Origin of the sequence: Bordetella pseudohinzii, from assembly GCF_000657795.2 — a bacterium.
GTDB classification, from domain to species: Bacteria; Pseudomonadota; Gammaproteobacteria; order Burkholderiales; family Burkholderiaceae_B; genus Bordetella; species Bordetella pseudohinzii.
In genome coordinates this window covers 1-22,370 of the sequence record NZ_JHEP02000008.1, presented here as the reverse complement: position 1 = coordinate 22,370, position 22,370 = coordinate 1, and the positions used below count along the sequence as shown (strand labels likewise).

The following is a 22,370-nucleotide window of genomic DNA, read 5'->3' as shown; positions in this document are numbered from 1 at the left end:
GCCATGCCGGCCGGGCCCCGTTTTCCATACCCCCTTGCCGGAGCCTTCATGACCGCACTTTCCAACGCCGCGGTGCGCCGCGACATCCCGCAACCCAGTTCGCCCGACTCGACCATCTGGTGCAGCGATGCGATCGCCGACATCCTGCGCGGACTGGATATCCCCTATGTCCTGCTCAATCCCGGGGCCAGCTTCCGTGGGCTGCACGACAGCATCGTCAATCACCTGGGCAATGAGCGGCCGCAGATGATCGTGGTGCTGCACGAAGAACATGCCGTGGCGATCGCGCACGGCTATGCCAAAGTCCATGGCAAGCCGCTGGCGGCCATCCTGCACAGCAATGTTGGACTCATGCATGGCTCGATGGCGATCTTCGACGCCTGGGTGGATCGCGTTCCCGTGCTGGTCTTCGGCGCCACCGGGCCGGTGGACGCGGCCAAGCGCCGTCCTTGGATAGACTGGATTCATACCGCGCAGGACCAGGCGGCCCTGGTGCGCCACTTCATCAAATGGGATGCGCAGCCGGCATCCATCGGCGCGGCGCAGGAAGCCATTCTGCGCGCGCGGCAGATCGCCTCCACCGCGCCGCAAGGCCCGGTCTATGTGTGCTTCGACGCCGCGCTGCAAGAGTCCCGGCTCGCCCAGCAGCCCGCCCGGCTGGATCCTTCGCGCTACTTGCCTCCGCCGCCGGCGCGGCCCTCGGATGAGGTGATCGCGCAGGCGGCGGCGCTGCTGTCCGGCGCGCGGCGACCCGTCATCCTCGCCGGGCGCGTCAGCCGGGATGAGAGGGGCTGGCAACAGCGCATCCAGCTGGCGGAAACCCTGAATGCCGAAGTCCTGACCGATCTGAAAGTCGGCTGCGCCTTTCCCACCGACCACCGTCTGCATGCCGCGCCCGCCGGTCATTTTCTGAGCGCCCGCGCCAGGGAAGTGCTGCGCGACGCCGACGTGGTGCTAAGCCTCGACTGGCTGGACCTGGCCGGCACCCTCAAGCAGGCTTGGGAAGACGAAGCGATAGCCAGCAAGATCATCCAGGTATCCGTCGACCACTACAGCCACAATGGCTGGAGCATGGATCACCAGGGCCTGCCCCCGGTGGATGTATTCCTGCTGAGCGAACCCGAAGCCGCGGTTGAACTGCTCAACCCGCGCGTGCGTGCCCGCGCCGCCCGCCCCCCCGCCCGCGCGCCCCAGGCCGCCGCCAATGGCCTTGCCCAGGAGACGCTGACCGTCGCCACCGTGGCCGCCGCGCTGCGCCATGCCATCGGCGGCCAGAAAACCTGCCTCATGCGCCTGCCCCTGAGCTGGAGCGGCGAGATGTGGGATTTCCGGCATCCGCTGGATTTTCTGGGTTACGACGGCGGCGGCGGGATCGGATCGGGCCCCGGCATGGCGATCGGCTCGGCGCTCGCGCTCAAGGGATCCGACCGGCTGCCCGTGGCCGTCATTGGCGACGGCGACTATCTGATGGGCGTCAACGCCCTGTGGACCGCGGCCAATGCCGGAATCCCGCTGCTGATGATCGTCTGCAACAACCGCTCCTTCTTCAATGACGAAGTGCACCAGGAGCGCATGGCGCGGCAGCGCAATCGTCCGGTCGAAAACCGTTGGATAGGCCAACGCATCGCCAACCCGGAACCGGACTTGGCCGCCATGGCGCGCGCCCAGGGACTGACGGGCATAGGCCCCATCGACAGCCTGGATGAACTCTCGCGCGCCTTGCCGGCGGCCATCGACGCGGTCAAGAACGGCCAGGCCATCGTGCTGGACGTCATCGTACAGACCGGCTACAGCCCCGCGATGACCGCCGGCCTGACCCGCTCTGACAGCTAGCCGACGGGCCCTCTTTCCCGACACAGGAAACACCATGCGCACCCAAGACATCCCCCACGGCATTCTGCCCAGCCACGCCCAACTCTTTTACGGCGGCCAATGGCATGCCCCGCTGGCCGGCGGCTACGCCGACACGATCAATCCTTGCTACAACGAAGTCATCATGGCCGCGCCGCTGGCCGACGCGGCCGACGTGCACGCCGCGGTCCAGGCCGCGGACGGGGCCTTTGCGGCCTGGTCCGCCCTGCCGCCCAGGGAGCGCGCCGGCTATCTGCGCAAAGCAGCGTCCGTCCTGCGCGAACACGCCATGCCGCTGGCCCAGCTGGACTCGCTCAACAATGGCAACCCGGTATCGGCGCTGGCGCACGACGCCGCCTTCGCCGCCGATTGCCTCGACTATTTCGCCGGCCTCGCCAGCGAGATCAAGGGCGAGACCATCCCCATGGGTCCGGGCAATCTCAACTACACGAGCGTGCAGCCGCTGGGCGTGATCGCGCGCATCGTCGCCTACAACCATCCCTTGATGTTCGCGGCGGCGCGCCTGGCGGCGCCGCTGGCCGCGGGCAATACCGTCATCATCAAGGCGCCAGACCAGGCGCCGCTGTCCGTCCTGAGGCTGGCGGAACTGGTCGGCCCGCTGTTTCCGCCCGGCGTGGTCAACTTCCTGTGCGGCACGGCCGAATGCGGCGACGCCCTGGCCCGGCACCCCCTGGTGCGCAAAGTCACCTTGATAGGCGGCGTGCCCACCGGCCGCGCCGTGATGAGAACCGCGGCGGACAGCCTCAAACCCGTGCTGCTCGAACTCGGCGGAAAAAACGCCCTGATCGCCTATCCCGACGCCGACCGCGAACGCCTGGTCGATGGCATCATCGGCGGCATGAACTTCACTTGGTCGGGCCAGAGCTGCGGTTCGACCAGCCGGGTCTTTCTGCACGAATCCATCCATGACGAAGTCCTGGCGCGCGTCGCGCGGACACTACCCCAGCGCCATAAACCCGGCATCCCGATAGACCCCGCCACGACCATGGGCTCACTCGTCAGCCAGGCCCAGCTGGAAAAAGTCGAGCGCTACGTGGCGATGGGCCTGGAAGACGGCGCAAGACTCGTTTGCGGCGGCAAACGCCCTGATGATCCCGCCCTGCGGGAAGGGTTCTTCTACGAACCCACGGTCTTTGCCGATATGCGGCCGTCGATGCGGCTGGCGCGAGAAGAAGTCTTCGGCCCCATCATGTCGGTCTTCAAGTGGTCGGACGAAGACCGCCTCTTTCAGGCGGTCAACGGCGTGGACTTCGGTCTGACGGGCTCCATCTGGACCCGGGATCTCGACACCGCGCACCGGGCCGCCCAGCGCATGCAGACAGGCTATGTCTGGATCAACAATGCCAGCCAGCACTTCCTGGGCGCGCCCTTCGGCGGCGTCAAACAATCCGGCATCGGGCGCGAAGAATGCTTCGCCGAACTGCTTGAGTTCACTTACACCAAGAACGTGAACCTGAAGTTCGCATGACCGGACCAAATAGCGCGTCGGCGCTCAGGGCCTGCCTCAGTCCCCGAGCGCGCAAAGCCTGCCCGCCTCAGGGCGTCAAGTCTATGCCCGAGGTGGCGATGACCTTGCGCCACTTCTCGCTTTCCTTGTGCAGAAACGCCGAGAAATCGGCTGGCGTGTTCGGCGTCGCGTAAGCGCCCAGCGTCTTGAACTGGGCCTGGACGGCCGGGCCGGCCACGGCCTTCATGACGGCCCGGTTCAGCGCCTCGACCACCGCGGACGGCGTGCCGGCGGGCGCCGCCAGACCGAAGTAAGAGGATATCTCGTACTGCGGATAGCCGGATTCCGCCACGGTGGGCACGTCCGGAAAGGCCTCGGAACGGCGCTCGCTCGTAACGGCCAGGGCTTTCAGATCGCCGCTGCGCACCAAGGGCGCCACCGTCGACAGATTGTCGAAGGCCGATGTCACCTCGCCCGAGCGCACCGCGACCAGCGCCGGGCCGCTGCCGTTGAAAGGCACATGCAGCATCTCGGCGCCCGTCGCCTGCCGGAACAGCTCGCCGCCCAGATGCAAGGAAGATCCCACGCCCGGCGAGCCATACGACACCGCCTTGGGATGGGCCTTGGAATAATCGACGAAGGCCTTCAGGTTGTCGACCGGCAGGTTTTTGTTGGCCACCAGCATATTGGGCACCTGCGCCACCAAGGCGATAGGCGCGAAGTTGTCCACGCTGACCTTCAAGCCCTTGTACAGATAAGGGTTGACCGCCAGCCCGAAGGGCACCATCAACAGCGTATAGCCGTCGGGAGCCGCGCGCGCCACGAAGGTATTGGCGACATTGCTATTGGCGCCCGGTTTGTTCTCGACAATAAAAGTCTGCTTGAACTGTTCCGACAGTTCCTTGGCCAGTGTGCGGGCCAGCAAGTCGGTACTGCCTCCCGCGGCGAATCCGACGACGATGGAAACCGGCCGGGCAGGATACGTATCGGCGGCCCATGCCGGGCTCATCCCCAGAGCCAGCGATGCCGCGGCCAGCGTATTCTTGATGTAGTTCATGATGTCTCCTCCGCCGGTCTCAAGCCGACTGTCCTGACAAGTACTGATAAACAATCCCGTTGTCTTGCTCACCCAGGCCGGCATTGGCGCACAGCTGGTATAGATGCGTGGCCGCGCCGCCCAGCACGGTCGCCGCCCCGCTGGCCATGGCCGCCTCCTGCGCCAACACCATGTCCTTGAGCATCAAACTCGTGGCAAAACCGTTTTGGTAGCCGCGGCTGCTGGGCGAACTCTCCACCAGCCCGGGCACGGGGCAGGTACGGGTCAAGGCGAAGGCCTGGGCGCTGCCGGCCGCGGCCACCTCGAAGAACACGCGCTCATCCACGCCAAGCTGACGCGCCAGCACAAAAGCCTCGCTGATGGCGATCTTGATGATGCCGGCGGCCATGTTGTTGCATATCTTCACGGCCTGGCCATTGCCCGCCCCGCCGGCATACACCAGCTTGGATCCCATCGCCGAAAGCAGTTCGCGCGCCGCGCCGAAGGCCGCCTCGTCGCCGCCGACCATGATGGTCAGGGTCGCCGCCTGCGCGCCGCCCACGCCGCCGGTCACCGGCGCATCCAGCACGCCCAGGCCGCGCTCGGCGGCCAGGGCATGCAGTTGGCGCGCGCTGGGCACGCCGATGGTCGAGCAGTCCACCAGCAGCTGCCCGGGACGGCTATGCGGCAGGATCTGGCTGGCCACGACATCCAGCACAATGGGACCGTTGGGCAGCATGGTGAAGAGGGTGTCGGCATGATCGACGACCTCGCGCACCGAACCGGCCATGCGCCCGCCCGAGGCGGTGAAGGTCGGCCGCGCGGCCGAATCGAAGCCCAGCACCTCGTGGCCGCGCTTGACCAGATTGCACGCCATGGGCAGGCCCATGGCGCCCAGACCGATGAATCCAATGCGCGCCATGTCAGGCCTTCCCGATCCGGTCTTGGGCGGCCAGCACCTCTTCGGCCGCGCGGAAAGCCTCGACCCCGGCCGGCACGCCGCAATACACCATCGCCTGCAGCAAGGTCTCCTTGATCTCATCGACCGTGCAGCCGTTGTTCAGCGCGCCCACCACATGCATCTTCAGCTCGGCGCCCTTGCCCAGCGCGGTCAGCATCGCCAGCACCAACAGGCTGCGGGTGCGGTCGGGCAGGCCAGGACGCCCCCAGATCGCGCCGAAGCAATAGGCTTCGACCAACTCGCGGGCGTCGTTGTTGAACGCATTGCGGCCCGCTTCTCGCTTCTCGAAATACGATTCCCCCAGCACACGGCGCAGGACAGCCCGGCCGGTCTCCTTCACATTCATCATCATGGCTCCTGGTCGCGGCCGAACCCTTCGGCCTGCTGCCAGTTATTCTAGGAAGGCCGCCCCGGTCGCGGATATGCGAATGCTGCGGCGGGTATAGCCATAAGACATAGCGCCAGGAGACAAGGTGAAATTCAAGCTTCGACATATGGAGGTCTTTCGGGCCGTCATGCTGACCGGTTCGGCCAGCGGCGCGGCGCGCATGCTGTTCGTATCGCAGCCCGTCATCAGCCGCACCCTCGCCCATATCGAGCGCAGCCTCGGGCTCATGCTGTTTGACCGCAAGAACGGCGCGCTCCGCCCCACCGAGAATGCGCGCGTGATCTTCCGGGAAGTGGACGAACTCTATGGCGCCGCGGCCCGCATCGATGGCTTGGTCGACAACCTCAAGGAGCAGCGCCAGCAACGCATCAGCTTCTCAAGCAGCCCCGCCCTCGGCCTGCGCGTCGTTCCCAAGGCTATCAAACGCTATCTCGCCACCGAGCCGCCCGCGGCCTTCTCCTACCGGACCAGCCTCATCAAGGAGATGCCCGCCGATCTGCTGGGCAAGGTCATCGATTTTGCGCTGTCCATCTGGCCCATCGATCATCCCAACCTGAACTGCGCCCCGCTGTTCGACGGCAAAATCGGCCTGGCCGTGCCGCGCAGCCACCCCATGGCGCGGCGCAAGACCATCAAGCTCGGCGACCTGGCCGGCGTGCCGCTCATCCTCTACCAACAAGAGATGCCGATGGGCGCCCTCATCCGCGAACGCCTGCGCGCCGCCGGCGTCGACGATACCCCGCTGGTGGAAATCAACCGCTCCGAACAGGCCTGCGCCCTGGTCCACGAGGGCATCGGAGTCGCGCTCGTCAACCAATTCTGCGTCGATGAAGAACTCTGGAGCGGCCTGGCCGTGCGCCCGGTGGACCTGGACATTCCCGTGGCCGTCTACCTCATCAACTCGGCCTTCGAACCCCTGCGCCCCGAATGCGAAACCTTTGTGCGGCTGCTGGTGCGGCAGCAAGCCTCCCTCGCCTGCTGAAACACGCCCTGCCCGCGCGGCGGCAAGAAACGAGCGCATCACGACAGTGCCCATGTCCACGGAATTCTTTCCACAGAAAGCGGACATCGCGTATTTGCGATGATCCCACTGGGGCGTCCATTCACGCCGAACAACCGCGGCGCGAGCCAACATCGTTCGTAACAGAATCCGCCTGATGCGCCTGCCTGGATTCCCTAGGGGAAAGCCTTAATGGGCTGGCGCGGCCTTTCCGGTTAGCCTCCCGAACGTCAATATCACTGTCACCGCTCACATTCAAGGCGCCCACTTACAGAATCAATAAATCCGTGCCTTTTCCCGAGCGTGATGGGTTCCTCGTTTCATGTGCCTATCGGTCTCTGCTGGGACGCTGCATCGAACCATGCAGCCCGCAGTCTCCTGCACATGCGTCGACATCGGCGCCCTCCGCCATCATTTCCTGATAACCCTGCCAAAGGCTTGGCCTGACTCATCCATGCATGATGCCGTCGTCGCTCCGCTGTCTCACCTGGACACAGGTGGGCGGATCGCTCATCTGCGAGTTGACTCGAACCATGACGACGTTCGCGCAATGGATGCATTCACATTTTTGGGATGATCTTATGCACAGTTTTCGCCGCTTATCCCGGGTATTGGCCGCCAGCGTCATTGCCGGAACATCAAGCACCGCCCTGGCCCAGAGCCAGACGACGGACACGACCTTCCAGGTGCGGATTTCGATTCAAGGCACTTGCCTGATTGTCTCCGCCAGCGATGTTGAGTTTGGTTCTCATCCCGCCGCCGCGAATTTCGACATCGACGAGACCGGCACGATCCAGGTCCAGTGCACCAAGGACCTGCCCTTCACCTTGGGCCTTGATGGCGGCACGACGTCTCGGGATCCCGACGACCGGGCCATGCTCAATGCGAGCTCCGGCACCTCCATCCGCTACAAGTTGACGCACGACGCCGCGCGCACGCAGAACTGGGGCAATGACTCCACCTCCTGGTACTCGGGCATCGGGCAGGGCATAGGCCCGGCCTACAACATTGCGCTCACGGTATTCGCCAGAGCCAGGCTGGCCGGCAACGAGCCTGTCGGCAGCTATCTCGACACCATCACGGCCACTATTACTTACTGAAAAATCTGGAGGCCACTATGAGCTTGATCAAGTATCCGGCATACCGTCGCCCGCGTCTGTATGCCGCCGCCGGCCTCATCGGCGCCATGGCGACCTGGCTTGCGTTCGGAAGCCTGCAGCCAGCGCAGGCGGCGGTGCTTCAGGTGTCGCCCGTGCGTCTGCAATTCGAGTCCGCCCAGTCAGCGCAGGCGCTGCAAGTCTTCAACAGCGGCCAGAATCCCCTGGAAGCGCAGGTGCGCGTCATGCGCTGGACGCAGGAAGGCGGCGCGGATCGCCTGATCCCCGCGACCGACGTGGTCGCCAGCCCGGCGATCATGCGGGTGGCGCCGGGCAACCGGCAGACCGTGCGTATCGTCCGCCTGAAGCCCACCCCGGCCGCGGATGAACAGACCTATCGGGTATTGATTGACGAGCTGCCCCAGGAAACGCCCGCCAAGGGGGTGGGGCTGAAAATCCTGCTGCGCTACTCCATACCCGTCTTTATCGCGGCGAGTTCGGCCAAGCCGGCCGATCCCGCGGATGACGCGCAAGCGCCGCACAAGACCGACCTCAGCCGGGTGTGCGCCCAGTTCACGCCGCGCAGAGGCGGCGGCACGGAATTGCGCTTCAGCAATAACAGTCCGCGCGCCCTGCGGATCAGTTCGGTGACCGCCGTATCGACCGATGGGAAACAACAGCTTATCGAAGACGGCCTGCTCGGCTACGTGCTGCCTGGGAAACAAATGGGATGGGCGATCAAATCTCCCGCGCCGCTGACCGCCGGCCTTGCGCTTAAAGCTCGATTCAATGATGACACTGACGCACAAGCGGTGCCCCTGGAAGGCACTTGCCGCTAGCGTTGTCTTTGCAATCGGGATAGGGAAACCCGGGTGCGCCGCCCAGGCGGTTGAACACCCGGGGCCCCAGCCCCAGGAAGCGCCGGCCGGCCAGGCCGCGGATTCCCGGCAGGACGAAGACCTCTATCTGGAGGTCATGCTCAACCGCGTTCATTTGCGGCGTGTGGCGCACTTCGTATTGCGAGACGGCCAGCTGCTGGCGGATGCGGCGACGCTTACGGACCTGGGCCTGACCTGGCCTGGCGCCGCATCGGCCTCCGGCCTGGTCAAGCTGGACGACGTGCCGGGCCTGCGGCAGGACTATGACGCGACAGACCAGCAGCTGATATTGCTCGCTCCCGTCAGCTCGCTGAGCGGACCGGTAACCGAACTGGGCTATCGCACGCCCGCGATGCCCCATCTGGACCCCACGGCCCAGGCGCCGGGATTGCTGCTCAACTACGATCTTTATGGCCAGAAAGACCGGAGCGCCCGGATGGTCAGCGGCTGGACCGAGTTCAGGATGTTCGGGGTGGGCCCGGGCCTATGGAAGACGAGCAACCTGGTCCAATCGTTGGGCGGCAACCATGGTGAAAACACCTTCACCAGCACGCGCCTGGACAGCTCCTGGCAGCTGGACTTCCCGGACCCGATGATCACGGCGACCGTGGGAGACACCTTCAACAGCGCGCTGTCCTGGACCCGCACCATGCGCTTTGGCGGATTGCGCATCTCGCGCAATTTCGATCTCCAGCCCTATCGCGTGACCGTGCCACTGGCGTCCTTCGTCGGCGAAACCGCCCTGCCCTCCGTGGTGGATCTCTATGTCAACGGCATACGGGAGGCGCAAAGCCAGGTGCCGCCGGGCCAGTTTCAGATCGTCGGCACTCCCGTGATTACCGGCGCGGGCACGGCCCAGATGGTCATCACCGACATTACCGGGCAGCGCCGCGTCGTCAATTTTTCGATCTACAACAGCACCCAGCTGCTGCAGCAGGGTCTCGGAGACTGGTCGTTCGAAGTCGGGAAATTGCGCGAAGACTATGGCCTGCGCTCTTTCTCCTACGCGAACGAGGTCATGTACAGCGCCAGCGGCCGCTACGGTTTGAGCAACACCATCACGCTGGAGGCGCATGGCGAGGCGGCCGGCGGCCTGACCATGGGCGGCGTGGGCGCCTTGTTCAGACTGGGCCAACTCGGCGTGGTCAACGTCTCGGGCGCATCGAGCAACCAGGATGCACAGCGCGGCAAGCAGTACGGCGCCGGCTATCAGTGGCAGGGCCATGACATCAGCGTAAATCTTTCCACCGTGCGCCGGGACGCCTCATTCCGGGACATCGGCACGCTGCAGGGATCCCGGCTGCCGCTGCGCACCTCCCAGGCCTTCCTGGGTTGGAGCATAGGCGGCGGGCAGCTGGGCGCGAGCTATGTCCGGCAAGACTATCGCGACAGCCCGCGCGCCAGCTACGCCGGACTCAGCTGGTCGCAATCCCTGGGCCGATACGGCCATCTGAGCATAGGCGCCAATCGCGACCTGGACGGCAAGGGCGGCACCAGCGCGTACGCCTACTGGACCCTGCCGCTGGGCGACAAGCTCCAGGCGTGGACCAGCATGGAACATCAAAACCATGGGAATACCGCCACCGCGGGGCTTGCCCGCAACCTGCCCGGCGACGCCGACGGCTGGGGATGGCGGATGCAGGCCAGCGCGGGCCAGGAAGGCGGCGGACAGGCCGAAATCAATCAACTGAGCCGCTACGGCGAATGGCGGGCCGGCACCCAGTATTGGCACAACCAGGATGCCCCAAGCAACACGACCGGCTATGCCGGCGCGACCGGAGGCATCTTGCTCATGAAGGGCAGCGTCTTCCCCATGCGGCGCGTCTATGACTCCTTCGCCCTGGTGTCGACCGATGGCATTGCGAACGTCCCCGTCAAACTGGAGAATCGCCTGGTCGGCGCGACCGACGACAAAGGCCTGTTGCTGGTCACGCCGCTCAATTCCTGGCAGGAAAACGACCTTTCCGTCGACCCCTTGGTCTTGCCCGCGGACGTGAGCGTCGAGCGCGTCCGCATGAAGGCGGTGCCCGCCACCGGCAGCGGGATGGTCGCGCGCTTTCCCATGAAAACGACGCTGGCGCTTGAATTCGCGCTGCGCCATGCCTCCGGCGCCTTCGTCCGCGCCGGCACGGTGGCGAAACTGAGCCCGGGAGACCGGACGATCGTGGTCGGCTATGACGGCCGGGTCTATGTCGAAGACCCGCCGCAAGGCGCCAAGATCACCGTCCGCGACCGGGGGGGGCGTTGCGCGGTCGAACTTCCCACGGGCCTCGCCCAGCATGGCCGGTTTGATCTTGGAGAGCTGATATGCCGATAAGACGTCTCCTGGGCCTGTGCCAACTGATGGCCATGGGGCTGCTGTTTCTCGCCAGCCCAAGCGCCCAGGCGCAGACCTGCCATGTCAACGGCGCGTTCTCGATGAACTTCGGGACGGTCACCGCGGCCGGCCGGGCCACGACCAGCAATCTGAAGTACACCTGCGCGCCGGATTACGCCGGCGGCCGGACACTGTACTACCAGATATGCCTCTATCTCGGCCCGGGCGATTGGAGCGCGGGCCAGGCCACGCGGCGCATGACCAACTACAACGGCGGATTCCTCAAGTACGACCTGTTCTCCGATCCCGCGCACACACAGCTGATTGGCGCGCCTGGCTCGATCCCGGTCTACCAGACGCAACTCGCCGTGACGCCCGGCTCACCCGTATCGACACATGCGCCTATCTACGGCTGGGTCTATCCCGGGCAGGCCGTGTCCGCATCGCGGAACTTCCAGGAACAAGGCATCCAGGGCACGCTGCGGTACCGCTACAGCAACACGGACTATCCCGTCTCGGCGGACTGCACAAGCGGGGGCAGCGGCGGCGGCTCGCTCGCATTCCACTCCTCCGGCGTCCTGGCCACCTATGACAATGCCTGCTGGATCGTGGCGACGGACATCAATTTCGGCGCCACGCCCCCGCCCCAGCAAGCCATTCACGAACACGGATCCATCCGGGTCCAGTGCGCGCCCGGCACGCCATGGAAAGTCGGTTTGAACAATGGCCAGCACTTTGACGGCGCCATGCGCAGAATGGCCGGCCCCGCGGGCACCGCGCGCTATCAGCTGTATCTGGACGAAGCGCATACCCGCGTCTGGGGCGACGATGACGAGACAGACAGGGCCGCGGGCACCACCGATGTCGCCGGCAACACCGTTGCCATCACCGTGTATGGCGAAGTGCCCGCGCAGCCGGATCTTGCCGTCGGCAGCTATAGCGACACCATTGTTGCGACGCTTTATTACTGACCGGACCCGAAAAAAAAAGATAGGCTTGCCAGAAGCAAGCCTATCCTTTGATTTGTTTGGTCGGGGCGGCGGGATTCGAACTCGCGACCCTCTGCTCCCAAATTAGAAACGCGCGAACGTCAGCGAACGTCAGCGAACGAATAACCAGCTGATTCGTAAGGCTTTATCCAAATTTCCTTGTTCGTCGACGTTCGCTAATGTACGCTGACAGCCGCAAAAATGTTGTCCCATATGTTGTCCCATATGGCGCTTGAGGCAGAAGAACGGAGAGATTCGAAGAAATATGACGAGATACCCAAAACGCGGAAAAGGTGCGCGGTGGACCGTCAAAGAACTGGAAGCGGTACCGGCGGAATGGGTCGGTGATCACCTGGCCGATGGAGACGGCCTGAGTGGGGAGATCCGCATTCAGCGCGGCACGATGGCCGTGGTGTGGCGATACGCCTATCGCATGGGCGACAAGGTAAAGAGATTCTACTGCGGCTCATGGCCGGAGCGCACACTCGACGAGATCCGCTCCGCCAGGAACAAAGCGCGGGCGGACATTAAGGCGGGCCGCAATCCGTCAGCCGTCCGCGACTTGGAAAAAGCCCAGGTGCGGGAAGCTATGGCAGCTGAATCTGCCGCTGTAACCGCCGCTGAAGAAGAGGCCACGACCGACGCCCTTTCGTTCCAAGAGATGTATAAAAGTTGGCTGGAATCGGGAGTGAAGCGAGCAGATGGCAACACCGAAGTGAAGCGCATCGTTGAAAAAGACGTGCTTCCCTTGATCGGTGATACTCCCGTGCGATCAATTCGCGAGAAGGATATTGAGCGAGTGATCCGCTCGATTGTCGGCCGCGGTTGCAATCGGCTTGCCGAGGTGACCTACCAAATACTGGGCCAGATGTTCCATTGGGCAGAAAAGCGCCAACCATGGCGAAAGCTGCTTTCGGAAGGGAATCCGGTTGAGCTGGTTGAGCTCGGGGTGCTCCTGGCGGACGATTACGACCCGGATAACGCGCGCGAACGGGTTCTCCCGCCTATTGAGATTGTCGAACTCCAGACTCGATACCGCGAGTTGGAGGAGCAGTATCTCGCTTCGGATGACAAGCGAAAGAGGAAGCCTCCATCCAAGGCGTTGCAGGCAGTTTCCTGGATCTGTTTGAGCACGCTATGCCGGATAGGGGAACTGCACCTAACCGAAATTTCGCATCTCGATCTCCGAGAAGGTACGTGGTTCATTCCCAAGGCGAACGTCAAGGGCAGAAAATCACAGAAGCGCGACCACCTGGTCTTTCTGTCACCCTTCGCAGTCAAGCATTTCGAGACCCTGGTCAGCCTGGCAGGATCATCCCGCTGGCTCCTACCTTCGCGCGACAATGATGACGCGGGGGTAGACCAACCGATGTACAAGCAGGCCTTTACTAAGCAAATCAAAGATCGGCAAGCCATGTTCAACGGAAAGGCCAAAGCACGTCGCGCTTCGGACAACTCCCTGGTGCTCGGCAAAGGCCAAAACGGCAATTGGACGCCTCATGATTTGCGGCGAACGGGGTCGACCATCATGGAGTCACTGGGAATCGATCCAAACATCATCGACCGCTGCCAAAATCACGTCATTCACACGGGCAAGAACCGTGTCAGGCGGCACTACCAACTCTACGACTACGCCGACGAGAAGCAAGCAGCATGGGCGAAGCTCGGCGAATATTTGGAAAGACTGCTGTCGGGAACCGTGGCGCCAGCCGAGCTTCAAAAGCGGCTCACCGCCAAGCAGCTACTCGCGGCGTAAAAAAAGCCGAAGACCGTTCGGTCTTCGGCTGTTGGACGCAGGCGGGCAAGCCTAGATCAAGCCCATCTTGGCCATGGAATGGCCGCTACCTGCCGCCACGATCACGTGGTCGACCAATGTCACATTCACCAGAGCCACTGCTTCCTTCAAGCGCCGCGTAACCTCAACGTCCGCCCTGCTTGGCTGCGACGAACCCGAGGGATGGTTGTGGGCAATCAAGATGGAATGCGCGTTGTGCCGAATAGCCGCCTTGACGACCTCGCGCGGATACACGCTCGTCTCAGACAGCGTGCCTCTGAACATTTCCTCGAAGGCGATCATTCTCAATTGCGCATCAAGGAACATTACGCCGAACACCTCAACGTCCGACAGCGCCAGCCGCGTCACGATATAGTCGATGGCGGCGGATGGCTTGGCCACTGGCAAGCGACTACCCAGCGCCCCCTCCAATTGCTGCGCAGCCGCACGTAGCAGCTCTTCCGCGGTTGCGGCTCGATAGAGGCCGCCCGCCTCGCGTACCACTGGTGCGTCTTGGACATCTTCCTGCACCCGCCTTTCTCCTGCCCACGCACTACTGAAACTTAGTTGCATTGCTCTCTCCAAAAGCGAGGGTCGCCAACCAACCATTGGCGATCGGTCGTCAACAAAGGAAGGTGTCGAAACTGGCGTCACCATGCGCTGTTGGCTGTGGTCAGTGGTCAATGGTCATTATCTGGAGCCCACCAAAAGAAGCCAGTGCCCTTGCCGGACTGACCTCACGCATGCGCATCCCACTGCTTGACGATGAGAAAAGCCTCGCCAACTTCGCGCTTGTCCGGGAATGTCGGCTGCTTCTCGACCATCTCACCTTCCATCGGTCCGACTGGGGACCCGCGCAAAAGTGCCTACCGTTGCCCCCCTTTGCGCCAGGGAGCGTGCCCGTGCGCGCGCCGGACGGAAAAGGCCCGTCATCAACGGCTGCCCGCGCCCAAGAAGCAGAAAATCACTTGTAGCGCGCCAATGTCTAGTGAAGCGCGAAAGCGGTCGTCTGCATTTTTTCGCAGAGACAGTTGATACCAAGAATGCTCACTGGATTGAGTACTGCTAAGCTATGTTCTTAGCATTTTGTTGCAATTAAGAAATGCGCGCGATTGTGAACCGGTGACGGTATCCGAAGCCCGCGCTCCTGAATGACGTAAGAGAACGGGTTTCTGGGTATGCCCCTATTCCATGCAATTGAGGATGACATGGCCCAAACAGCACGAATTCATAAAATAACTATTCAACGCTTCAGGGGCATCCACTCCCTAACATGGCGGCCTGCGAAAGGAATGAACGTCATCCTGGGTGGGGGTGACGCCGGAAAAACGACCATCCTCGAAGCGATTGCGTTGCTGCTTTCGCCATCGAACACTGCGGTCATCTCTGAGGCCGATTATTGGGCGCGCGACAGCGCGCAGGAATTCGTCATCGAAGCCGTCATGACCCTACCCGATACGACCGGCATCGGCTCGCAGAGCACTTTTGCGTGGCCGTGGGCGTGGAACGGGCAGGATGCGATACCTCCGTCAGCCGACGAAGAAGGCCCTGCCGCGCCGAGCGAGCCGGTATATCGCGTGCGGGTACGGGGTACCGCGGAATTGGAACTCGCATGGGAGGTCGTGCAACCCGATGACGAATCGGCCCATTTTTCGTCAGCCGTTCGCCGGCGTATCGGCTTGGTTCGAATGAGCGCGGATGAGCGCAATGATCGCGATCTGCGCCTTGTCTATGGCTCGGCGCTGGATCGGTTGTTGGCCGATAGCGCATTGCGGGCACGTATCGGCAAGGAGGTCGCAGGGCTCAATTTGCACGATTCGCTCAATGACAAGGGTAAGGAGGCGATTGAATCGCTGGATGCGCGCATGGCAGGTGCCGCGCTTCCCAGCAATTTGAAACTCGGTCTTACGACGAGCCAGGGGTTGTCCATCGGCGCGCTCATCGGGCTAGTGGCGACCGAGAATGGGGTGGCGTTGCCCCTGAACAGTTGGGGTGCTGGCACCAGACGTATGGCTGCACTCGAAATCGCATCGTCAACGGACAAGGGAGCAAGCGTTACCCTCATCGATGAGATTGAGCGCGGGCTGGAGCCATACCGTCTGCGCAAGCTCATCAATATCCTGGCCAACCAACACGGACAGATTTTCCTCACGACGCATAGCCCTATCGCCATTTCGTGTGCCGAGCAGGCGGACCTCTGGTATCTGGACAGCGCGGGCGCCATCGGGGCGCTGCCTCGGGACAAGATCGGGCCACAGCAGAAACGCGATCCTGAAACATTTCTGGCGCGTGTGGCCGTCATTGCAGAAGGGCCCACCGAAGTCGGCTTTTTACAGTACCTATTAGAGAGGGCCTTTAAGGGCAACCCGCTCGATCACGGGGTGCGAGTCTGCGATGGTCAGGGAAACGATGCGACCTTGGATCTGTTGGAGACGCTCGCGTCTTCCGGTTTGCTATTTGCCGGCCTGGCTGACGACGAAGGTACGGCTCCTGAGCGGTGGAAGAAGCTGAAGGACAAGCTCAAAGAACGATTGCACCAGTGGTCCAAGGGCTGCACCGAGGATCATGTGATCGGGGCCATTCCCGAAGAAAATCTTCTCGCATTGCTGAAAGATGCAGAAGGCGAACTGGATGGCTATCGCCTTCGGACTTTAGCGGAGCGCCTGGGACTTCAGGACAAGAGCATCGAGGCGATAGATGCGGCGCTGAAAGCCTCCGGAAAAACGTGGCGCACTTTGATTATCGCAGCCGCCAGCGGAAGCAAGGATGGCGCGCCCACAGGCCAAGAAAAGGCTTGGAAGAAGCATTCCCAGCAATGGTTCAAGTCCAACGCTGGTGGGCAGGAGTTGGCCCAGAAAATGGTGGCGTTAGGCGCTTGGGCGGAAATGCAGCCGCAGTTGCTTCCGTTGATCAACGCAGTACTGACAGCCGTGGGCCACAAGACGGTGGAAGAGCTCGATCTATGAGCGACCACGCCGTTGCCAAGCTTCTCCGCTCACCCGAGCGGCTAGTCATCATTGAAGCTGCGGCGGGCTGCGGCAAGACATATCAGGCCGCTGCGTACGCGCAGGAGGTGGTAGGTGCGATCGGTGATGGCCGCTTGTTGATCCTGACGCACACCCACGCCGCTTGCTCTGTCTTCGCAGAACGCACGAAGAAAGCCGGGTCACGCGTCGAAATCAAGACCATCGATGCCTTGATTGCGCAGATCGCGCTGGCGTATCACAAGCCACTTGGTCTTCCGCGCGATCTAACTTCCTGGGCTTGGCGGGATGGAGGGCAAGGCTTTGAGATCATGGCAACCAAAGTCGCGGGATTTCTGCGCCATCAGCCAATGGTCGCTCGTGCACTAGCCCAGCGCTACCCAGTCATCGTGTGCGATGAACACCAGGACACTAGTGTCGATCAGCACAGTGTTGTCATGTCTTTACTGTCCGCTGGCGCAACTGTCCGGATCTTTGGTGATCCCATGCAGCGGATTTACGGCGCCAAGACCGACAAAGCCGCGCGCGAGGATCGTGCCCGCTGGGACGCTTTGAAGGCGCAGGGAGCGGGCGAGAAGCTGATCACCCCTCACCGCTGGAATACCGGTTGTCCTCTGTTGGGGGCTTGGGTAATCGAGGCGCGGGAGAGCTTGGAACGCGGATCTCCAATAGACCTGACCGGAGCGCTACCTCCATCAGTTAGGGTGCTTGTCGGAAACAACACGGCGCAGATGCGTACGGGCTACCAACTGTCCAAGGAGCATCGAGTACCGATCGACAAGATGCTGAAAAGCAGCTCGCAGCTTATGGTTCTCGCATCGCAGAACGACTTGGTGTCGGCCCTTCGGGCCTTTTGGTTTCGGACAGTGCCGATCTGGGAAGGGCATACGCGTGATGCGCTAGGGACGCTCGTACAGACACTACGCACCAGTCATGGCGATCCAGAAACGGTGGCGCAGGGTCTCATTTCCTTCATGGGAAGCGTCGCAGCGGGATTCAGCTCGTCCAGCCACGGTGACCGACTTTTGCAAGAAGTTCGTACCAGGGCGGCGCGCCCCACCACGGGCAAGCCGGCCAACATCCAGGCGGTCGCACGATGCCTCCTGAACAATCCCTCGCATACGGGCGTGTCGAACGCACTCACAAAAATCGTTGCGCTGGTGAAGGATAACGCCGCGGGCTTTGACACCGTGAAGATCGATCACTGGTCCGAACTGCGGGATGCCGTGCGCATCGGCCAGTTTGCAGATCCGGACGAAGGATTTGCGGAGGTGTCGCGTATGCGCTCCCATTCCCGTCCTTCATTACCCCCAAAGGTGCTAAGCAGCATTCACAAGGCGAAGGGCCTGGAGTGCGACCACGCGATGCTGATGGCCTGCGACAAGGCGCGGTTCACATCGACCCTGTACGCCAAATCCAAGATGTATGTAGCCTTGAGCAGGGCAAAAAAGTCGCTCACATTGGTGGTTTCGACATCCAATCCGAGTCCCCTTTTCAAGGTCCGTTGACGGGCGCCCCCCTTGAGAGACCATTTCGGCGATCGGCAGTTTGCGCTGGGGGCCCGTACCGAGTAGACGGTGAGCCCAGTGGCAGAGGCCCGCAGTCCGGGCCTAGTGGTGGGTGCGCTTCGTTGTCTCCCGCGTGACTTATCCAGGCTGACTTCCCAGGAGTGTGTATACAGCGATACACCCTCGCAATGGCGACCCGCTCAGCGTGAATGAGTTCTCGTCGATGATCCAAGTGCGGACATCACTCAATTGCATGTCATGCAACGACAGAGTGTGAGCTCGTGGCGACGACCTCTCGCGCCATTTGCATGGGATGAACCGGTTGCCGTTTGAGAAGTCTGCCTAAATACTGTGGCTGAAGAAGTCCCACCAACTACCGGTTCCATCGATGAATCAGCAACCCACAGTACGAATTGCCACGCTCGGTCCCCGCGGTACCAATCACGAAATGGTCTGCAAGCGATACATGGAGTTTCATGACGTCAAATCGTATGAGATTAATTTCGTCGTTTCGTTCCGCGAGGCGATCGCAATGTTACGCGCACGCTCCATCGATTACATCCTTCAGTGTGCCGTACACCCGGAAACTCCTCAAACGCTAGGTGAGAACTTTCGCGACGTTTTTGCGATCGACAGTTTTATTTCAGATAGCCAAGAGTTGGCGATCCTGACCAGGCTTGACGTGACGGTCCCTAAAACTATCGGAGCCCTGCTACCGGCGAATGAGGGCTACTGCGACCTCACGCGTTGGGAAACCAAAGTTTCCATGAAATCATTGCCTCTGATTTTTGAGAGCCTCCTGGCTGGGGAGATCGACTCTGGGCTCGTTTACCGCACTTATGCGGACAAGCATCCCGACAAAGTTCGAGTCGAGGAAGTCATCGGTTCGCCTGATGATGTCTGGATCGTATATGGCAGAACGCGAGCCTACAACGGAAAAATCTTAGGGTCCAGGGAGAGTGGGTTTTCACGGGACCTTGAAATATTGAGGGGCGAAGCGGCTCGGAATCGCGGGTAGGCGACCAGAGACGCGTCCAGATCACGCGCCCTCTACGCACTGTGCCCGGCAAGTGGCGCCGGTCACCACATCATTCAGTGCGGCTACAGGAGCCACGTTTCAAAACGGATTCACCTTCATACGTCGCAAAAAAGTCGTCATCCGGCCCTAAGTAGGGTCGAGCATCAGCCATAGCCCGGACCGGGCAATAAATCGTAAGGGGAACACATGATTTCGCATCTCAGAAGAATCGCTGCTTTTCTTGCTTTCTTTGTCGCGACGGGAACTGCCTGGTCACAAGCGTATCCCGCGAAAGCTATCACAATCATTGTGCCCTACGGCGCCGGCGGCGGCACGGACACCATGGCACGGTACATTGCCGAGGGTTTGTCCAGCAGGCTTAAACAGAGCGTCATTATCGAGAACATTCCCGGAGCCGGAGGAACGATAGCTGTGAACAAAGCCATGAATTCGCCAGCCGATGGCTACGTTCTAGCAGTCAGCAATGGTTTGGAATTTGAAATGCAACAGATGGCCAGCGGAACGATGCCCTCCGGGAAGTCTTCCACACTAACTCCCATAGCGCTTATTGGCACGCAATCAATGGTGTTGGTGGCAAGGCCAGACTTGGGATTCAAATCGGTCGGCGACCTCATCGCATACTCGAAGGCCAACCCTGGCAAGCTGGCTCTCGCCACATCTGGTCCCGGCACCAGCCTGTTCTTGGCAGGCTTGATGTTTGAGAAATCCGCAGGCATCGAGACACTGCGAGTTCCCTATAAAAGCGCCCCCCAGATCATAAATGACTTGATCGGCAAGAACGTCGATGTAGCTGTCCTTGCCTTGCCGTCAGCCCTTACGTACATCCAAAATGGCCAACTGATCGCACTGGCGACCACAGATGCGCAGCGTACGTCCATCACGCCTGATCTACCTAGCCTAAGTGAGTATCCGGATTTTCAAAAGTTCGACACTAAGGTATGGTATGCGCTCCAAGGCCCACCCGGGCTGCCATCTTCGATCGCAGAGGTGGTTGGCAATGCGGTGAGGGACATGCAAAAGGACCCGCAGTTCATGGCTAGGATGGAAAGCTTGGCTGTCGTTCCGGCCAAATACGGCACAGCCGATGAGTTTGTTCAGCTCAAGTCCGCGCAATACGCTGCATTCCGGAATGCCCTGGGCCTGAACAAGTAGCCACCCTACAGATGTAATGCCGGGATCGGGTTTGCCCGTTTGGAGACCCGTCTAAGCCAGTAAGAAAGAGTAGCGCACGTTGAAATCGAAGCAAACGAACTCTCCATTTCCGGCCGCTCGCCCTTTCAAGCCGCCCGCTCGACTTACAGAGCTTCTAAATCCCCTCCGCGCTGAAACGGCTCAAAAACGGAGTTCCGTAGCTGCCCAGCTTGGGCCTCAAATTCGCTCATTGCGGATGGCCAGCGGCATTTCCGCAGCGGCGTTAGGTCGTACCTCCGGCGTTTCTCGGTCGATGCTTTCAAGAATTGAACATGGATTGGCGTCTCCGTCGATTGAAGCGCTGGAGCGCATATCGCAAGCGTTGAACGTCCCAATGTCGCGCTTTTTTACGGATCAGGAGAAGCGGACTGATTGTTCTTACGTACCTGCTGGGAAAGGCCTACGTATCGAACGCGAAGGCGTCATTCGCGGGTATTCGTACGAATTGATAGGTCATCAGCTGTCAGGGAACATGTTTGTTGAGCCGTACAAGGTCGTCTTGGAAAGTGAAGCTGAGCCATATACGACGTTTCAGCATCCCGGCATTAAGCTCATTTATATCCTCTCTGGCAGACTTCAATACCAATACGGCCGTCGAAGCATGGATCTGGGGCCTGGCGATACTCTGCTTTTTGACGCTACAGCACTACACGGCGTCGTGTCCATTGTGGAGAAGCCAGTTTCGTACCTTTCGGTCGTTTTTTCTCTGCGGGACTGATCTGCTGCCCGGGGTGCTGGTTCGTCGTTTTGCTGACTTCAACATCAACTCTTCCCAGTATGCTGCTGTGGGATCGGTAGTTCTCGTTAGTACAGATGATGCGATTGATTGTTCAATAAACCATCGACGTCCAGTACCTCTACGTACTTGGGATGGGTCACGACCAGCCCTGCCTTAGCCATACGACGCAGCGACCGAGCCGCGCTCACGCGGCTCATGCCGCACATTTCTCCCAATTTTTCCTGACTGATCCAGATCTGACTGACCTGTGTATTGGAAGTGTTCTTTGACCGCGCTTGTACAGCCACCACTCGCGCAATGAGATGTCGAAGCCTTAGCTCAGGTTCGTCATTGCTGAATTGGAGCAGCTTTAATGCCAAGATTCGTTGCTTTGCCGCCATCAGCTTGATCAGATCTTCAAGCAACTCGACTGCATCCTGACTTTTTGTCACTTCCGCAGGTTCATACATCGACAATTCGCAGGCGGTAACGGTCCAAGCATCGACGAATCGCGGAGTTTGTTCGAAGGCCGCTCCTTCGCCAAACATTGATCCTGGCCCCATTACTTCTAGCAGCAAGCGTCGACCATTTTCGTGGTTCATCGCGGTTTGGACGAATCCGCTGCGAATCAAGTAGAAATCCCGATGCATGTCACTCTGCTGATACAGGCGGGTTCCGCCAGGAACCACCTTCCGTTGACCGATATCAGAATTTGAAAGCCATCGGGCGGTGTGAGGAAGGCACGCATCCCAAGAGGCAAAGGTTGGCTCGGAGCTCATGGCATTTCCATCGGGTAGAGAGCAGTCGCACGGCCCGAAGATTTGTGGTGCAGCTGAATCTCTAGATACAGGGCAATATCCACAATTCTGCCTACACTTTTCGCGCTTAACCACAGAAAGCGAGGAAGGAAATGAAAATTGCTACCTTGGGTCCGGCTGGCAGCAACCACGACCTCAACACGCGTCGCTACATTGCTTTTCATGGCCTAAACCAAACAGAGATCATCTACATCGAGGACTTCTTTGCCGGCCTGGAGCTGATGCGCACGGGTGACGTCGATTTTATGATTCAGGTCTGCGCCCACCATCATGTTGCAGAGGTGATAGAGAAGTACTATGTTGCGCGCAAAGTAATAATGAGCCACTTCGCGCAAAGTAAATCTGAGCCACCT

18 protein-coding genes and 1 pseudogene are annotated in these 22,370 nt (G+C 61.1%); 14 read left to right on the top strand and 5 right to left on the bottom strand.

What is annotated here, in order from left to right; all coding sequences use genetic code 11:
• The first annotated feature begins 48 nt into the window (after positions 1–48).
• A complete protein-coding gene (locus L540_RS11715; RefSeq protein WP_043208666.1) occupies positions 49–1,833 on the top strand; it encodes a thiamine pyrophosphate-binding protein in 1,785 nt (594 codons plus the stop codon).
• A 34-nt stretch (positions 1,834–1,867) separates the two neighbouring features.
• Entirely contained in the window at positions 1,868–3,340 is a 1,473-nt protein-coding gene (locus L540_RS11710) for an aldehyde dehydrogenase family protein (RefSeq protein WP_048026332.1), read from the top strand.
• Between the two features lie 67 nt (positions 3,341–3,407).
• Here the strand turns inward: L540_RS11710 and L540_RS11705 are convergent, their stop codons facing one another.
• The 3 genes from L540_RS11705 to L540_RS11695 are packed head-to-tail and all read right to left on the bottom strand — an operon-like array spanning position 3,408 to position 5,668.
• Positions 3,408–4,376, bottom strand: a complete 969-nt coding sequence (locus L540_RS11705) for a Bug family tripartite tricarboxylate transporter substrate binding protein (RefSeq protein ID WP_043208664.1) — start codon at positions 4,374–4,376, stop codon at positions 3,408–3,410.
• A gap of 19 nt (positions 4,377–4,395) precedes the next feature.
• Entirely contained in the window at positions 4,396–5,277 is an 882-nt protein-coding gene (gene mmsB / locus L540_RS11700) for a 3-hydroxyisobutyrate dehydrogenase (RefSeq protein WP_043208661.1), read from the bottom strand.
• A gap of 1 nt (position 5,278) precedes the next feature.
• Positions 5,279–5,668, bottom strand: a complete 390-nt coding sequence (locus L540_RS11695) for a carboxymuconolactone decarboxylase family protein (RefSeq protein ID WP_372432920.1) — start codon at positions 5,666–5,668, stop codon at positions 5,279–5,281.
• A gap of 121 nt (positions 5,669–5,789) precedes the next feature.
• On the opposite strand from L540_RS11695, the gene L540_RS11690 reads away from it, so the two are divergent.
• The 6 genes from L540_RS11690 (at position 5,790) to L540_RS11665 (ending at position 13,741) form a co-directional block, all read left to right on the top strand.
• The gene (locus L540_RS11690) at positions 5,790–6,686 is read left to right on the top strand and encodes a LysR substrate-binding domain-containing protein (protein WP_043208658.1); all 897 of its coding nucleotides are present in this window, start codon (positions 5,790–5,792) and stop codon (positions 6,684–6,686) included.
• A 551-nt stretch (positions 6,687–7,237) separates the two neighbouring features.
• Complete coding sequence (locus L540_RS11685; protein WP_231584780.1) at positions 7,238–7,804, top strand: Csu type fimbrial protein; 567 nt, start codon at positions 7,238–7,240, stop codon at positions 7,802–7,804.
• A gap of 17 nt (positions 7,805–7,821) precedes the next feature.
• Entirely contained in the window at positions 7,822–8,640 is an 819-nt protein-coding gene (locus L540_RS11680; RefSeq protein ID WP_082149618.1) for a fimbrial biogenesis chaperone, read from the top strand.
• Between the two features lie 136 nt (positions 8,641–8,776).
• On the top strand, positions 8,777–10,996 hold the full coding sequence (locus L540_RS11675; protein ID WP_054471584.1) for a fimbria/pilus outer membrane usher protein: 2,220 nt from the start codon (positions 8,777–8,779) through the stop codon (positions 10,994–10,996).
• Positions 10,987–11,967 (top strand): Csu type fimbrial protein, encoded by a 981-nt coding sequence (locus tag L540_RS11670; RefSeq protein ID WP_043208654.1) that lies wholly within the window; start codon positions 10,987–10,989, stop codon positions 11,965–11,967. Before L540_RS11675 ends, L540_RS11670 begins: the two co-directional genes overlap by 10 nt.
• 283 nt (positions 11,968–12,250) lie before the next feature.
• Complete coding sequence (locus tag L540_RS11665; protein ID WP_048026330.1) at positions 12,251–13,741, top strand: tyrosine-type recombinase/integrase; 1,491 nt, start codon at positions 12,251–12,253, stop codon at positions 13,739–13,741.
• Positions 13,742–13,792: 51 nt separating this feature from the next.
• Here L540_RS11665 and L540_RS11660 read toward each other — a convergent pair whose 3' ends face one another.
• Positions 13,793–14,332: a JAB domain-containing protein gene (locus L540_RS11660; RefSeq protein WP_165590422.1), complete on the bottom strand. Its 540-nt coding sequence runs from the start codon at positions 14,330–14,332 to the stop codon at positions 13,793–13,795.
• Between the two features lie 605 nt (positions 14,333–14,937).
• Here L540_RS11660 and L540_RS11655 point away from each other — a divergent pair.
• The 5 genes from L540_RS11655 (at position 14,938) to L540_RS21550 (ending at position 21,199) form a co-directional block, all read left to right on the top strand.
• Positions 14,938–16,725, top strand: coding sequence for an ATP-dependent nuclease (locus tag L540_RS11655; RefSeq protein WP_043208650.1), 1,788 nt, complete (start codon positions 14,938–14,940; stop codon positions 16,723–16,725).
• Positions 16,722–18,251, top strand: coding sequence for a UvrD-helicase domain-containing protein (locus L540_RS11650; RefSeq protein WP_043208648.1), 1,530 nt, complete (start codon positions 16,722–16,724; stop codon positions 18,249–18,251). Before L540_RS11655 ends, L540_RS11650 begins: the two co-directional genes overlap by 4 nt.
• A gap of 388 nt (positions 18,252–18,639) precedes the next feature.
• Positions 18,640–19,269, top strand: a complete 630-nt coding sequence (locus L540_RS11645; RefSeq protein WP_131726042.1) for a hypothetical protein — start codon at positions 18,640–18,642, stop codon at positions 19,267–19,269.
• A 207-nt stretch (positions 19,270–19,476) separates the two neighbouring features.
• Positions 19,477–20,442: a Bug family tripartite tricarboxylate transporter substrate binding protein gene (locus tag L540_RS21225; protein ID WP_082149616.1), complete on the top strand. Its 966-nt coding sequence runs from the start codon at positions 19,477–19,479 to the stop codon at positions 20,440–20,442.
• 79 nt (positions 20,443–20,521) lie between these two features.
• Positions 20,522–21,199: a helix-turn-helix domain-containing protein gene (locus L540_RS21550; protein WP_268902916.1), complete on the top strand. Its 678-nt coding sequence runs from the start codon at positions 20,522–20,524 to the stop codon at positions 21,197–21,199.
• An 86-nt stretch (positions 21,200–21,285) separates the two neighbouring features.
• On the opposite strand, the gene L540_RS11635 is transcribed toward L540_RS21550, so the two are convergent.
• Positions 21,286–21,978, bottom strand: a complete 693-nt coding sequence (locus L540_RS11635; RefSeq protein ID WP_082149615.1) for a Crp/Fnr family transcriptional regulator — start codon at positions 21,976–21,978, stop codon at positions 21,286–21,288.
• A 131-nt stretch (positions 21,979–22,109) separates the two neighbouring features.
• Between L540_RS11635 and L540_RS11630 the strand changes: the two are divergent.
• Positions 22,110–22,370: pseudogene (locus L540_RS11630) on the top strand (hypothetical protein); the annotation flags it as partial.